The sequence below is a fragment of the Leucobacter weissii genome (assembly GCF_017565745.1).
GTDB classification, from domain to species: Bacteria; Actinomycetota; Actinomycetes; order Actinomycetales; family Microbacteriaceae; genus Leucobacter; species Leucobacter weissii.
Map to the genome: position 1 here is coordinate 36232 of NZ_JAGDYM010000003.1, position 16550 is coordinate 52781.

Annotated in this window: 3 protein-coding genes; all 3 read left to right on the plus strand. The window is 71.8% G+C overall.

Features of this window, described 5'->3' with window-relative positions:
- Window positions 1–362: 362 nt before the first annotated feature.
- The 3 genes from J4H92_RS01220 (at window position 363) to J4H92_RS01230 (ending at window position 16523) form a co-directional block, all read left to right on the plus strand.
- Entirely contained in the window at window positions 363–5645 is a 5283-nt protein-coding gene (locus J4H92_RS01220) for a fibronectin type III domain-containing protein (RefSeq protein WP_208095211.1), read from the plus strand.
- A 93-nt stretch (window positions 5646–5738) separates the two neighbouring features.
- Entirely contained in the window at window positions 5739–11921 is a 6183-nt protein-coding gene (locus J4H92_RS01225; protein WP_208095212.1) for an IPT/TIG domain-containing protein, read from the plus strand.
- Window positions 11922–12176: 255 nt separating this feature from the next.
- Complete coding sequence (locus J4H92_RS01230; RefSeq protein ID WP_208095213.1) at window positions 12177–16523, plus strand: DUF3616 domain-containing protein; 4347 nt, start codon at window positions 12177–12179, stop codon at window positions 16521–16523.
- The last annotated feature ends 27 nt before the right edge of the window (window positions 16524–16550 follow it).

Consider the following 16550-nt stretch of genomic DNA (forward strand, 5'->3'; position numbering starts at 1 on the left):
CGCCAACGGGATGGTATCGGAAGGTCCGAGAGCGGTCGCGGGGGCCGGAGCGAGCGCGGTTCCGGATCCGACGCACCGGTGGCGCCGGATCCGAACGCGTGCATTTCGCACAGGATGAGATCGCATCATTCGGGAGTCACGGGACCCCTCCGAGATGAGAAACGCCAGGGAGAGCAGGGGTTCTCCTCCTGGGCCGATGATCGGTCGCACCCGGCCGGATCGCCCCGGATCTCCCGCTGTTTCCTTTTCGTTTACCTCTCGTTCGGACGACCTCAGTTTGCTTTCGCACGGTCTACGTTCCGGTCGTCTGCGCAGCTTCAGGGCAGGCGATCCCACTCGCCCAGATGGAGAAGATGCGCGTTATGAAACAGCATTCGACGTTGTTCTCGAACCGGCTGCGTTCCGCCGCCACCCGCTTGCTCGGAGTCGCCGCCGCCACCGCGGTCGCCGTGACGGCTCTGGTGCCGGCGGCGCCGGCGCTCGCCGACGAGATCGCCGACATCGCCACCGTTCCGGTGGCGGGCGACCTCAACCCGATCGACGTGAAGGTCGTCAGGGCTTCCGGAGCCCTCAAGAACACCATCGTCGAGGGCATCGCCGACGGCCTCGGGCGCCGCGGCCTCTACGAGCTGCCGGGGCTGACCTCCCCCGTCGCCGACCAGGAGGGCAACGGGCTGAACGAGGCCTCCTACGGCGCGAACGACGTCGTCGGCACGCAGTGGAAGCCGAAGTACGGCTGGGACTACGAGACGGTGCTCGAGGAGCGGCCGGAGCGGCTGGAGGCCGTCGAGGGCGGGCTGCGGATCGGATCCGGCACCGACCGGATCCAGCGCGATGCGAACGGGCTCACGAGCACGACCGCGCTCAACGACGCCGTGCTGAACCTCGAGGAGCTCAGCGATGACGCCGCAGCGGTGCTCGACCTCAAGGGCGACGACGCCGAGATCCTCACCGCCGACAGCATCGTGACGACGGCCGAGTCGACGGGCGGTCTCGAACTCGAGCTGAGCACCGCGATCAACGGACTCACCCTCTTCGGCGAGCAGATCGACACGCCGGGCGGCGTGCTCGCGGAGCCGGTCACCCGGTCGAGCTCCATCGCGACCGACGACGTCGTCGCGCTGCTCCGCGGCCTCGGCGTCGATCCGGAGGACATCGACCAGTACGCGCCCATGGTCGGCAGCTCCAACCTCGCCGCCGAGCTCTTCGTGACCGCCTCCACCTCCGAGACCGGGGGCCTGGGGGTCGAGATCAAGGTCGAGGTCGATCTCGCCGCGGTCTCCGCCGGCGACGAGGAGACCCCGGCGGGCCTGCTCTTCGACGTCGAGCTGCACGCCGACAACACGCTGCTGGAGGCGACCTTCGGCGGCGCCGAGATCGCCGCCGAGCCGGTCGATCCCCCCACCGTCACCGAGCTGACGCCGCTGAGCGCCGTGGCCGGCGACCTCATCACCGTGCAGGGCACGGGCTTCCAGCCCGACGCCACCACCGTCACCGTGGGCGGGGTCCGCGCCACCGACGTGGCCGTGCTGGCCGACGGCACGACTCTGACCTTCCTGGTGCCGGCCGGTGCCGCCGGTGCCGATCTGCCCGTGATCGTGAAGACCCGCGGCGGCGAGGTCGAGGCAGGCGCGCTGACCGTCTCCGCGCCGATCACCATCACCGAGCACCCGTCCAACCGCACGATCGAGGCCGGCGACGAGGCGCGGTTCACCGCCGCGGCCAGCGGCCACCCGGCCCCCTCCGTGCAGTGGCAGTTCCGCACCGCGCTCGGCGGCGCCTGGACCGACATCGACGGCCAGACCTTCCCCAGTGCGCTCACGGGCACCCTGGAACTGCCCGCCGAGGCGGCCTGGACCGGACTCCAGGTGCGCGCGCTCTTCAGCAACGGCGCGGGCCAGGAGGTCGCCAGCAACTCCGCGACGCTCACCGTGAACCAGCCCACCGTGCCCGTCGACAGCGATCTCGCAGCGCTCGCCTCGCCGGTCAAGGTCGGCGCCGTGGCCCTGATCCTCACCGGGCAGGCCAGCGGGGGCACCTTCGCGGGTCTCATCAACGGCGAGCTGAGCAAGGGCGTCGAGCTCGGCGAGCCGGGCCGCTTCGTCCTCACCGAGACGGGCACTCCGGCTCCGGGCCGGACCCTGCGCGCCACCTACCCGGCCGACAGCAGCGCGACCGGCTCCGGCATCGGCGACCTCGCCTCCGGAACCCGGTTCGGACCGGTCACGGTCGAGAACGTGCACGGCGCCGAGCGGATCACCTCGACGGCCACCGTCGAATCGTTCCTGCTGACCGACAAGGCGCTCGACGACAAGGGCCGCATCGGCTCCGTCGCCGAGGTCACCGACCTGATCGAGGCGACCCAGGTCACCACCACGGTCACCGCGCCGGTCGATGAGAGCGCCCCCACCACGGCCGAGGCGCGCATCGGCTCGCTCAAGATCCTCGGCGAGCCCGTCACCGAGGCCGACGGCCTCGTGGACGGCGTCATCGCGGAGCCGATCACCAAGACCTACGCCAAGGAGATCACCGACATCCCCGCCGTGCTCGAGGGGCTCGACGTCTCGATCAGCGACTACTTCGAGGATCCCTCCGAGCTCGTCGGCAACGCGCGCGTGGTCGTCGAGATCACCGTCGAGCAGAAGACGGAGACCGAGACGGACACCGCCGCTGCCAGCGGACTGGTGGTCACCGGCAAGGTCGAGCTCGATCTGCTGCTCGAGCCGATCGGCACCGCGGCCGCGTTCGTCAAGCGCGTGGAGATCGCCTCCGACGGACTCGGCGAGGCCTTCAACACGGAGCTCGCGGCCACGGCGGTGGCTCGCAACGGCGCCAAACTGCCCGAGCCGGGCGACGGCAACGGCCCGGGCCCGGTCGACCCCGAACCGGAGGAGCCGGAAGAGCCCCTGCCCTTCCTCTCCTACAAGCCGGAGGCCGCACCCGACCGCGTGATCCTCAACCCGACGGCGACGCCGTCCACCTCGCAGAACATCACCTGGCGCACGATCGACACCGTCACCTCGGGCACGGTCGAGTACTGGCCGACCGAGGCGGGCAGCGCTCAGAAGGCGACCGTCCAGGCGACGACCGGTGACGTGTACACCACGACGAGCAAGGAGGAGGGCGAGTACGACTCGCGCAAGCACTCCGCGACGCTCGAGGGGCTCGCCCCGGCCACCTCGTACACCTACCGCGTCGGCACCGAGTCCGAGGCGGGCGATCGCTGGAGCCCCGAGTACACCTTCCGCACCGGAGCCGCCCAGGCCGAGGCCTTCGACTTCGTCTACCTGGGCGACGCCCAGAACGACCTGCGGCGCCGCTGGGAGCCCGCGGTGAAGAAGGCCTTCGAACGGCTGGAGGACGCCGAGCTGGTGCTCCACGCCGGAGACCAGATCAACAACGCCGACAAGGACGACGAGTGGGGCGAGTGGTTCAACGGCCTCGCCGAGACCGGCGCCCAGGTGAACCAGGTGGTGGTCGCGGGCAACCACGAGTACCACAACGGCAACCTCGGCAAGACCTGGCGCCAGAGCTACACGGTGCCGCAGAACGGCCCCGTCGTCACGGCTGAGCCGGGCACCTGCGAGTACGTCTACCAGCGCAAGATGACCGCGTCGATGAAGGACATCGTCTACTACACCGACTACCAGGGCGTGCGCTTCGTCACCCTGGGCGGCACCACCCAGGCGGGCGATCTGCTGCCCTCCTCGGGCGACCTCGCCGGCGTCACCTGCTCCGAGGACTTCAACTTCCTCGACTACTGGTTCCAGATCCAGGCCGAGTGGCTGGACGGGGTGCTCGAGGAGAACCCCGGCCGGTGGTCGGTCGTCTCGATCCACCAGCCGATCTTCTCGACCTCCGAGGGCCGCGACAACACGCACCTGCGCAACCTGCTGCTGCCCACGATCGAGAAGCACAACGTCGACCTGGTGCTGCAGGGCCACGACCACACCTACGGCCGCGGGCATCTCGCCAGCAACAACGTCGAGGGCAAGAAGGGCCTGCAGGACGGCCCGGTCTACGTGGTCTCGGTGCTCGGCCCCAAGTCGTACAAGCTCGACACCTCCGAGAACAACGACTGGACCGAGAACGGCGCGGAGCGCGTGACCGCCTACGAGGGGGTCCGCACCTACCAGAACATCTCCGTCGCGGGGAACCGCCTCGAGTACCAGGCCTACGAGTGGGAGTCGGGCAAGGTCGTCGACTCGTTCGAGATCTGCAAGACCCCCGAGGGCGCGAAGGTCGCCACGAAGACCGGCGCCTCCGACCTGCCCGAGGGCTGCGACGACCCGGTCAGCCTCGCCAACACCGATCTGCCGGAGGTGCTCGGCTCCGCCAAGGTCGGCGCCGCGCTCCAGGCCGATCGCGGCGCCTGGAACGAGTCCGGTCTGAGCTTCGCGTACCAGTGGCTGCGCGACGGCGCCGAGATCCAGGGCGCCACCGGTCGCTCCTACGAGGTGCAGCCGGCCGATCAGGGCTCCGTGCTGAGCGTGCGGGTCACCGCGAGCAAGGACGGCGCCGAGGTCAGCGCGGAGTCCGCCGGCACCGAGCCGGTGCGTCCGGGCACCTTCACCAACCTCACGCTCCCGACCCTGCGCGGCACCGTGAGCGTGGGGCAGACGCTGCGGAGCAACGGAGGCACCTGGAGCCAGGAGGCCGAGCTCGGCTACCAGTGGCTCGCCGACGGCGCGCCGATCGCCGGGGCCACCGGGGAGACCCTGACGCTGACCCCCGCGCACCTGGGAGCCGAGATCACGGTGCTGGTCACGGCCACGGTCGAGGGATACCCCGCGCTCGAGGCCGAGTCCGCGCACAGCGGGCCGGTCGTCGCGGGTGCGCTGAGCAGCCTCGTGACCCCGCAGCTGGCCGGAACGGCGCGCGTGGGCGCCGAGCTGACCGCCACCCCCGGCGTCTGGAACGTCGCCGGTGCGGAGGTCGCCTACCAGTGGCTGCGCGACGGCCAGCCGATCGCGACGGCCACCGAGGCGCGCTACGCGCTGACCGCGGAGGATCTCGGCACCCTGATCGGTGTGCGGGTGACCGCCTCGGCACAGGGCTACGCGGATCGCATCGTGACGCTGCGCAGCGCGGACCTGGCGGTGCGCGGCGGCGTCGAGCTGAACCGTCAGCCCACCGTCTCCGGGACGGCGCGGGTCGGCAGCGCGCTGCGGGCGACCGCGGGCGAGTGGTCGGTCTCCCCCTCCGCGGTGCGCTACCAGTGGCTGCGGAACGGCAAGGCCATCGCCAAGGCGACCGGCGCGCGCTACGTCGCCACCGGCGCCGATGCGGGCAAGCGGATCTCGGTCCGCGTGACCGCGACGACCGCGGGGTACGAGACGGCGACGGCGACGAGCCCGGCCACCAAGACCGTGCAGAAGGGCAGCTTCAGGGCGAAGTCCCTGAAGATCACGGGCAAGGCCGCTCAGGGCCGTACCGTGAAGGCCGCCGTCAAGTGGTCGACCTCCGGCGTGCGCGCCACCTACGTGTGGAAGGTCGGCGGCAAGACCGTGCAGCGCGGCAGCAAGGTCGGCTACAGGATCAAGGCGAAGGACGCGGGCAAGCGCATCACGGTGACCGTGAAGGGCGCCAAGACCGGGTTCGCCGCCGCGAGCAAGACCGCGAGCAAGAAGATCGCCAGGCGCTGATCCGCGAGCGGCCGGGAGCCTCGGCTCCCGGCCGCTCGCCCGGCGCGCCGAAACCACCCAGGATCGACCCACCGTCACGACGAAAGAGTGGACATGACGTTCGAAACCCCCGCGCGATCCGCCGCCGAGCAGGCCGCGCACACGCAGCTTCCCCCGGCGCGCCGCGCTGGTCGGCGATCGCTGGCCGCCGCGCTGGTCGGCGCGCTCTCCCTCGGCTCCCTGGTGGCGTTCAGCCCGGTGACGGCCGACAGCAGCCAGGCCTCCACCGGCGGCACGGCCACCACCAAGCCCGTCACCGCGCGACTGGATCCCATCCTGCTCGACGGCACGACGAGCGGCCAGCTGAACGGCAGGATCGACCTGCCCGTGCCGCTCGGCGATATCGGAGAGTACGAGCTGCCGGGCATCACGGCTCCCCAGCCCGACGCGAGCGGCAACGCCACGGTCGAGAAGAGCTACCCGGCCGGACCGATCGACGGCGTGCTCACCGATCCCGAGGACGGCGAGGTCGACGAAGAGCCCGGTCGCGGCATCGACATCGGCGACAGCACCGACCGCATCGTGCGCACCCCCAGCGGGCTCGAGGCGCGCACCGAGCTCCGCGATGTCGTGGTCGACGTGAACGGGCTCAACGACAAGGCCGGAACGGTCCTCGAGGTGGGCGAGATCGTCCGCGCGGATCGCGTGGACACCGTGGCCGTCGCGGGCGTCGGCGGGGGCACCTCCGTGAAGACCGAGGTCGCGGGCCTGACCCTGCTCGGCCAGGGCGTCGCCCTCGTCGAGGGCCGGCTGCCGTCGCCCGTCACGCGCACGCACACCGTGAACCTCACCAAGAACGACTTCGTTCGGATCGCAGCCGCCCTCGGCATCGATCCCGAGGACGTGAGCGAGTACGAGGGCCTCATCAGCTCCGCGACCCTCAATCTCACGCTGGCCGTCACGGTGAGCACCCCGGCGGCCGGCGGCCTGCTGGTCACCGCGAACATCAGCGGTACGGCCAAGGCCTCGGCGATCCTCGGGCTCGGCAGCGCCGATCTGCGCACGGGAGCCAACGATCGCATCCTCGACGCCACGTTCGCCGCCGCAGAGGTGTCGGCCCCGAGCGCCCTCCAGCCCGTCGCGGAGAGCCTGGACCCCGACACCGCTGAGCCCGGCGAGGCCGTCACCGTGCACGGCACCGGCTTCGTCGTCGGCGGCACGCGCGTGACCGTCGCCGGCACCGACACCGAGGTGCTGCGCGTCGATCCCGAGGGCCGGAGCGTCGAGTTCCGCCTGCCCGAGGGGCTCAGCGGAGGACGCTACCCCGTCCTGGTCGAGACCGTCGGAGGCTCCGTCGACGCGGGCGAGCTGACGGTCGACGCCGACGACACGGTGCCTCTCAGCATCACGGGCATCACGCCGGGCAGCGGCATCGGCGGATCCCAGGTGACGATCACCGGTTCCGGTCTCGTCCCCGGCGCCACCTCCGTGCGTCTCACCGACGCCGACGGCACGGTCCACCGGATCGGCGCCTCGCGCGTCAGCGTCGCGGAGAGCCGCGTCTCCGCCACCTTCCTGCTGCCCGACGCGGCGGCGACCGGCCAGGCGAGCGTCGTCGTCTCGGTGCCCGGCCAGACGGCCGATCCGGTGAACGTGACCGTGACGCCGTACGAGCTCTCCGACGTTCCCGCGAGCGGGGACGCCTGGGCGAAGGGGCTGCAGGGCAACCAGCAGAAGGTCTCGCTGACCGTCGACAACTCCTCGGCGATGACCTGGACCGCGCCGACGGTCATCAACCCGGCCGGTGAGGCCGGGCCCTACAGCGTGCTGAACGTCTCGCAGGGCGGCGTCGACACCACCGGCCACGGCAGCAACAGCGGAACCGAGGGCGGCTACACCGGCACGGTCACCCGCACGCTCGACGCGCTGAAGTCCGAAGTGCGCAGCGACGACTTCAAGCTCGATCTCCCGGCGCCCTGGAACTCGTTCTTCTCTCCGGCGGGCTCCGTCGTGCGGGCGAACAGCGTCTCCGCCTCCTCGACCGCGCGCACGGACGGCGGCCTCAGCAACCAGGTGGCGCTCGACAACCTCACCGTGCTCGGCAATCAGGTGCCGCTCGTCGACGGCAAGCTGACGCAGGCCCACACCTACGAGGTGCGGTACGACTCCAACGACCTGAAGAACCGCCAGGCGATGAACGGCGTGTTCTGGTCGGCGGCCGGAGGCGGTTACGACCGCCTCAAGTCGGAGACCTACGGCACCCTCTGGGTGACGGTGCGCCCGGCCGCCGAGACGGCCTCGGGCGGCGTCGCCTCCACGGCGGCCTTCGAGGTCACCGCCGAGATCCAGTACCGCTACAACGGCGAGAACGGCGGCTTCCTCTCGACCCGCGCGCGTCACGGCTCAGGCAACAGCCGAGACGGCCAGCGCGTCACCTTTCTCGACGCCAAGGTGGGCGAGGTGCGGGCGACGACACCGGCCGCCGTCGCTCCGGCGATCACGAGCGCGACGCCCTCCGACATCGAGGCCGGCACGCAGGTCTCGCTGCAGGGCCGCGGCTTCAGCGCAGACAGCGTCGTGCGCCTCGGCGGTCAGAGCATCGCACCGGATTCGATCTCGTCGAACGGCACCCAGCTCGCCTTCACGGTGCCCGACCTCGGCACCGGGTACTACGCGGCGACCGTGCGCAACACGGGCGGCGACTCCAACGCGCGCACGCTCGCGTTCAGGGGCGCTCCCGTCTTCACGCTGCAACCCGAGGCCACGGTCACGGGTCGCGCCGGGCAGAACGTCACGCTCAACGTGGCGGCCGATGGGGTGCCCGACGCGGACATCCAGTGGCAGCGGCTCGGCGAGCAGGGCTGGGAGGACATCCCGGACGAGACCGCCGCCGGCTACCGCTTCGGTCTGGAGGAGGAGGATCACGGCGCCCGCCTGCGCGCGGTCGCGAGCAACTCCGAGGGCAGCGCCTCGAGCACCGAGACCGAGATCTTCGTGCAGATTCCGCCCAGCATCGTGGAGCAGCCGGGCGACGCGTCCGTGACGGCGGGCGAGTCCGCGGTCTTCACGGTGCAGGCGGCCGGCCGTCCCACCCCGGACATCCAGTGGCAGCGCCGCACCTCCGAGGGCTGGGAGGACATCGCCGGCGAGACGGGCGCCCAGCTCTCCTTCGCCGCGACCTCGGCGGATCACGGCTCCGAGTTCCGGGCGAGGGTCAGCAACGCCGCCTCCGCCGTGTCCTCGCAGCCCGCGGGCCTCTCCGTGAGGTTCCAGCCCGAGATCACGCGTCAGCCGGGCGCCGTGCTCGTGGCGGACGGCAGCGCCGTCCAGATCGTCTCGGAGGCCGCCGGCAATCCCGCACCGTCCGTCGCGTGGCAGGTCCGCGCACCGGGCTCCTCGGAGTGGACCGCCATCGACCCGGCGGAGCACGCCTCCGCGTCGACCGGTCGCCTCGAGCTGACCGCCGGGGCCGCCTGGCACGGGGCCACGGTGCGCGCGGAGTACCGCAACGAGGTCGGTTCCGCGGTGTTCACCGACGAGGTCCCGATCGCGGTGCTGCCCGAGCTCTCCGTGCGGGGCACGGCCGATGTCGGCGATGAGCTGAGCATCGCAGGGCTCGGAGACCCCGAGACCGATCTCTGGGGCGCCGATGCCGGCATCTCGCTCGAGTACCAGTGGCTGCGCGACGGCGAGGAGATCGCCGGGGCCGACGCGATCGGGTACACCCTGAGCGCGGACGATCACCGGTCGGAGATCTCCGTCCGCGTCACGGCCGCGCGCAGCGGAGTCGATCCCCTCGTGGTGGTCGTCGGCCCGACCGGTCCCGTGATGGATCACTTCACCAGCACCGAGCCGCCCGCCATCAGCGGAACGGCCACGGTGGGGCACGACCTGACGGTCGACCCCGGGGCCTGGAGCATCGACGACGTCGAGCTGAGCTACGCCTGGTTCGCCGACGGCGTCAGGATCGACGGCGCCGACTCCGCGGAGCTGACGCTGCGCCCGGCCCAGTACGCGGCCAGGATCACGGCGCGCGTCGCGGCCGAGCGAGAGGGATACTACTCCGTCGCCGTGCTGAGCGACGCCACGGAGGCCGTGAGTGCGGGAGCGTTCGAGCACACCGCCGAACCGGAGATCACCGGCACCGTCCGCGTGGGCGAGACCCTCTCCGCCTCGGCGGGCGAGTGGAGCGTCGACGGGACCGCGGCGAGCTACCAGTGGCTGCGGAACGGCGCGGAGATCGACGGTGCGACCGGCCGCGACTACCTGCTGACGCCGCTCGACTTCGAGCAGCGGATCGGCGTCCGGGTCACCGCGACCGTCCACGGGTACGCCGACGCGCAGGCGGAGTCCTCCGATACGGCGGCCGTCGAGGCCGGTCATATCGCCGGAGTGGACGCCCCGAGCATCAGCGGCACGGCCCGGGTCGGCGAGTCGCTGCACGCCACCACGGGCACCTGGTCGGTGCCCGGCACCGCGTACCAGTACCAGTGGCTCGCGGGCGGCGAGGAGATCGAGGGGGCGACGGCCGCGGCCTACGCCCTGACCGCCGCCGATCTGGGCAAGACGATCACCGTGCGGGTGACCGCGATCGCCACCGGCTACCGGCCGGAGCCGGCGGAGTCGGCCGCGACCGAGGAGATCGGCAAGGGCAGCTTCGCCAACACCGCGCTGCCGCAGCTGAGCGGCGCCGCGATCGTCGGCGAGACGCTCACCGTCAGCGCGGGCGAGTGGCAGGTGCCCGGCACCGACCACAGCGTGCAGTGGCTGCGCAACGGCGTCCCGATCGCGGGGGCCACGGGGTCGAGCTATCTGCTGACCGACCGCGACCACACGGCGGCCATCACCGCCACGGTCACCGCGACCAAGGCCGGCTACCTCTCGGCGCGCGCCACCTCGGCGGCCAGCGACCCGGTCGCGAACGGGTCCTTCGCCAACACGGTGCTCCCGGCCGTCAGCGGCTCCGGTCGCGTGGGCGAGCCGCTCAGCGTCGATGCCGGGGAGTGGGGCGGGATCTCGCCGACGCTCGCCTTCCAGTGGTATCGCGGAGACGATGCGATCGCCGGGGCCGTCGACTCGGTCTACGAGCCCACTGCCGAGGATCGCGGTCAGACCCTCACGGTGCGGGTCGTCGCCACGGCCAAGGGCTACGCGGACACCGTCGTGACCGCGTCGGTCCCCGCGCAGGTCACCGAGGGCGTCATCGAGAACGAGACCGCGCCCGCGGTCGCGGGCGAGCTCGAGGTGGGCGGCACGCTCACCGCCGAGCCGGGCTCCTGGTCGCGGCACGGCGTGAGCGTCAGCTACCTCTGGTCCGTCGAGGGCAGCTCCGCGACCCATCGCGGACGCGAGTACGTGCTGCGGCCCGCGGACGAGGGCCGGCGCGTCACCCTCACCGTGACCGCGAGCAAGATCGGCTACGCCGACGCCACCGAGACGGTGACGATCGCGGGCGTCGTGAGCCCCGGCACGCTCTCGCTCGCCGCGGATCCCGTGCTGAGCGGCGATCCGGTGGTCGGGTCCGAGGTCACGGTCGCGCCCGGTCGCTGGGATCGCGCCGGTGTCGCCACCGCCTACCAGTGGCTGCGCGACGGCCGCCCGGTGGACGGAGCGACCGAGGCGACCTACACGATCCGCCCCGACGACGTCGGCCGGGATCTCGCCGTGACCCTCACGGGCAGCGCCGCGGGCTACCGCTCGATCTCCGTCACCGTCGAGCTGGGCGAGGCGCCGCGCGCGGCCGAGCTGGCTGTCAGCACGCGGCCGAGCATCGGCGGCCGTGCCGTCGTCGGCGGCACCGTGACGGCGAACCCCGGGTCCTGGGCCGCGAACGGCGTCGCCGTGAGCGGGGTCGAGGTCTCCTACCAGTGGCTGCTGGGCGGCAGCGCCATCGCCGGAGCCACCTCGGCGAGCTACCAGGTGCCCGCCTCCGCGCGCGGCAAGCAGCTGTCGCTGCGGGTGACCGCGAGCAAGGACGGCCACGTCGCCGCGGGCGTGAACGTCGCCCCGCGCACGGTCGCCGCGGGGACCTTCGCGGCGCGCTCGGTGTCGCTGAAGGGGACGGCCCGCGCGGGCAAGACGCTGAAGGCGAGCGCCTCCTGGACGGTCGGCGGCGTCAAGAACCGCTATCGCTGGGTCGTCGGCGGCAAGACGGTCTCCAACGGCACCAAGTCCGGCTACAAGGTGAAGGCCAAGGACCGGGGCAAGAGGATCACGGTGACCGTGACCGGCACCAAGAGCGGCTATGCCACGGCGACGGCGAAGACGAAGACGGTGAAGGTCTCGAAGAAGAAGTAGACCTGCCGCGCGGGACGGGGTCGGTGCGATCGTGAGATCGCAACCGGCCCCGTTCTCGTGTTTCTGAATCGTAGGAAAAAGGAAGACGAACCGCAGGTTGCCCATAGGTGAACAGTGGGCGAAGGGTGCCGCCCGAGTCCCCGCGGCGGGCGCGTGCGAACTAGCGTCGTCACCAGGTGCGCCCCGTCTCCGGAACGGTCCGCGGCGCTCCACTGCAAGCTCCCGACCAGCACCCGTTCACAGCGAGGAATGCCAATGACGCCCAGAACCCCGGAAGCCGGACTCCGCGTCCACGGACGGACGACCCGCTTCGCCCGCAGTCTCGTGGCGGGGGTGACCGGACTCGCGCTCATCGCCTCGGGCTTCGCGGGCGCCTCCGCGGCCTCGGCCGTCACGCCGGCGCCGGCCTCCGGAGTCGTGCCGCAGAACGTCACCGAGTCGGACCGCGACTCGATCCGGATCAACGAGGTCCGCTCGAATCCGAACCCCGACTTCGTCGAGCTCGTGAACATCGGCGACCAGCCGATCGACCTCAACGGCTGGCGCGTCGCCGACACCGATCACGCGGCGACCCCCATCGTCACCGCGACGCAGGTGATCGAGCCCGGCGGGTTCTACCAGTTCAATCCGGACGGCATCCCCGGCGGTTTCGGCCTGGGCAGCAGCGATCTGGTGAGCATCTACTCCCCGAGCGGCATCGATCCGGTCGACAGCTACTCCTGGACCTCGCACCGCAACCCCTCCTGGCAGCGCTGCGCGAACGGCACGGGCGCCTGGGCGCTCGCCTCCGCCTCCACCCCCGGCGCGGCCAACTCCTGCGCGCAGACCGCGTCGTCGACGGCGCTCGCGGTGAGCGGCGAGCTCGAGACCGGCAAGCCGATCACGCTCACCGCATCGCTGGCTCCGAGCACCGCGCTCGGCACGGTCGCCTTCAAGGACGGCGACACCGTGCTCGGCACCGCGCACTCGACCGCGGGACACGGCAGCCTCGAGACGACGCTGACGGCCGGGACGCACTCGATCACCGCCGAGTTCACCCCGATGTTCGCCGGCGACTTCAGCGCCTCGGCCTCGGCGGCGCAGACGGTCGAGATCGAGGACACCGGCGAGCAGCCCGGTGACCGCACCATCCAGATCGTCACCGCGCAGCCCGTCACGGCCGGCAGCGCATTCGATTTCACGGTCGCCGGCTTCTCCCCGAACGAGTCGTTCGAGCTTCGGCTGGCCGGTGACCCGGTCATCGGGCTCGGACAGTTCACCGCCGACGGCGCGGGAGGCTTCACCGGACAGGCCACCATTCCCGGATCCACCGCAGGAGGAGCGAAGACCGTCGAGGCGGTCGCCGCGAGCGGCAGCGCGAGCGCCCCGCTGCAGGTGACCGCGCTGCCGAACCTCACGCTGCAGTGGGACAACGCGACCGTCTTCGGCGCCGTCGTCGGAGCAGCGAACAACCCGGTCGTCACCGGGCGGGTCGCCGGACTCGGCGACGCCTCGGCCACGACGGTCGAGGCCACCGCGGTCGGCAACGCCCAGGTCATCGCGACGAGCGACGTGACGGGGCAGATCGACGCCGACGGCGGCTTCGCGGTGAGGGTCGTGCCCCACGGCGTCGGCACGTCCTCGGTGACGCTGACCTTCACCGCCTCCGACGGACGCACGACGACGGGGATCCTCACCTACCGGGTCTCGGCCGCGCTGCCCGCGGGCGCCACGGCCTACCACGGACTCGCGGACGCCTCCGCGGCGCAGGAGGTGGGAGACGGCTACCTCCTCGTCGCCGACGACGACACCAACGGGATCCGGCTCTACGGCCCGGACGGCGGACTGCCCGTGAAGACCTTCGACTTCTCGGCCTCCGGCACCAATCAGGTGCCCGCGCTGAAGTCGGGCGAGGAGTGGGATCTCGAGAGCTCGGCCCGCATCGGCGACACCATCTACTGGGTCGGCTCGATCGGCAACACCCGCAAGGGCAACATCCGGGCGGATCGGGATTCGGTCATCGCGACCAGGATCACCGGCTCCGGCGCCGACACCGTCCTGGAGTACGTCGCGCACAACCAGAACATCCGCCAGTCGCTGATCGGCTGGGACACGAGCGACGCCCACGGCTACGGCGCGAACTTCTTCGCACTCCAGGCGGGCACCCAGTCCGGCGTGAGCGTCACGAACAACCCGCGCGCGCTGAACGTCGAGGGCGCGGCGATCGCCCCGGACGGGCAGACGCTGTGGCTCGGGTTCCGCTCCCCGGTCGTGCGCCCGCAGGACGCGCCGAGCTGGAACCTGCAGAACAATCTGGCCGTGATCGCGGCCGTGACCGATGTCGCCGGACTCGTCGCCAGCGGTCGCACGACCGCGGCGTCCGTCGCGCCGAAGCCGATCCTGCTCGACCTCGGCGGCCGCGCGATCCGCGACCTCACGCACACCGACGACGGCAAGTACCTCATCGCGGCCGGATCCTACGGCAACGACCGCGACTTCGCGATCTACGGCTGGGACGGCTCGGTCGACGCGAACGGACGGGCCACCAACCTGGTCCGTTCGGCCCAGACCCCGGATCTGGCCGGCTGGGCGGGATCCTACGAGGCGCTGCCCGGCGCGTCCGGCCTGAGCGACGGCACGCAGATCAGGGTGCTGCAGGACGTGGGAACCGTCGACCTCTACGGCGACGGCACCGAGGCGCAGGATCTCTCGCCGAAGAACGTGCAGAAGTTCCCCGTGCACGCCTACACGCTCGACTTCGGGGGCGCCTTCGAAGAGGCGCAGACGGTGCAGACCACGACCGGTCTCGCGGTCTCCGGCAATCGCTTCGCCGGACAGGAGCTGACCCTCACGGCCAGCGTGAGCCCCGCGGCCGCTGCGGGGTCGGTCGAGTTCCGCGACGGCGACCACGTCATCGGCAGCCAGGAGGTCGCCGGAGGCGCCGCGACGCTGAGGACGAGCGCGCTCGCGGCCGGGGAGCACTCGCTCACCGCCGTGTTCACGTCCTCCGACGAGGCGGCCTACCTGGGCTCCGCATCGGAGCCCGTGGCGCTCACGATCGGCCAGGACCCGTTCACGATCCGGCTGAACGAGGTGAAGACGAACCCGAATCCCGACTTCGTGGAGCTGATCAACATCGGCGACCAGCCGATCGACATCAACGGCTGGCGCGTGAACGACTCGGACCACACGCCCACGCCGATCGCGACGGTGTCGACGATCATCGAGCCGGGCGGGTTCTACCAGTTCAACCCCGATGCGATTCCGGGCGGCTTCGGTCTGGGCGCGAATGATGCGGTGAAGATCTACCTGCCTGACGGCACGACGCTGGTCGACGAGTACTCGTGGACCAGCCACCGCAATCCGTCGTGGCAGCGGTGCCCCGCGGGCACGGGGGAGTGGGTGCTCTCCGCTGTGGCGACCCCGGGCGCCGCGAACCAGTGCCCGGCGGTGTCGACGGCCACGGTGCTCGAGGCGAGCGGCGAGCGGGTCGAGGGGGAGCCGCTGACGTTGACGGCGACGGTCGCCCCCGCTGACGCGGCCGGCGCCGTGGAGTTCCGCGACGGCGCCGCGGTGCTGGGCACGGAGACGGTGAGCGGAGGCGCGGCGTCGGTGACGACGACCTCGCTGACGGCCGGGGGCCACACGCTGACCGCGGTGTTCACGCCGGCGGATCCGGGAGCGTTCACCGCCTCCACCTCGGATCCGGTGTCCGTGGCGATCGCCGCCAAGCCCGCGGTGGACACGGTCACGCAGCTCGCGGTGAGCGGTGACCGCGTGGAGGGCGAGACGCTGTCGCTGACCGCGACGGTCACGCCGGCCGCCCCGGGCTCCGTGGAGTTCTTCAACGGCTCCGCGCTGCTGGGCTCGTCGGGGACGAGCGCCGGCGTCGCATCGGCCACGGCGACGCTGCCCGCGGGCACGCATCAGTTGCGCGCCGTGTTCGAGCCGGCGAACCCCGCGGCCTTCACCGGCTCGACCTCCTCCGTCGTGAGCGTGACGGTGGCCGAGAAGCCGGTGGGGCCGGAGCCCGAGAAGGCGACTCCGCAGGTGTCGGTGACCGCGGCGAAGACGTCGCTCAGGTACGGTCAGGCGAACACCGCCTCCGTGACCGTGCGCGCCGACGGCGCGGCGGCCGCCGGCAAGGTGCGGGTCCTCTTCGCGGGCACGAGCGTCGCGACCGTGGACCTCTCCGCCGCCGGAGCGGCCCGTGTGGCGCTGCCGAAGACGGTGAAGCCGGGGGCCCGTGCGCTGACGGCGGAGTACCTGGGCAGCGACACGGTCGCCGCGGGCCGGGCGCAGACGACGGTGCGGATCGCGAAGGCGGCGCCCGCCGTCTCGGCGAAGCTCGCGAAGAAGTCGGTGAAGCGGTCTCAGAAGGCCAGGGTCGCCGTGACCGTGAAGCTGCCGGGCGCCGGTGGCGTGCATGCGGCGGGCAAGGTGCGGGTGCTCGACGGGAAGAGGACCGTGAAGACGGTGACCCTGAAGGCGTCGCGCAAGGGCAAGATCTCGATCGCCCTGCCGAAGCTGAAGAAGGGCAGCCACAAGCTGCGCGTGGTCGTCCCGGCGACCGCCACGCAGGCCCAGGCGCAGTCGAAGCGGCTCACCCTCCGCGTCCGGTAGCCCCAGCGAGCTGAGCCGGGTGGCGGG

What these genes read in the sequence shown, in the direction of transcription:
- J4H92_RS01220 (WP_208095211.1), top strand. Translation starts at nt 363, where the DNA reads ATGAAACAGCATTCGACGTTGTTCTCGAACCGGCTGCGTTCCGCCGCC.
- J4H92_RS01225 (WP_208095212.1), top strand. Translation starts at nt 5,739, where the DNA reads ATGACGTTCGAAACCCCCGCGCGATCCGCCGCCGAGCAGGCCGCGCAC.
- J4H92_RS01230 (WP_208095213.1), top strand. Translation starts at nt 12,177, where the DNA reads ATGACGCCCAGAACCCCGGAAGCCGGACTCCGCGTCCACGGACGGACG.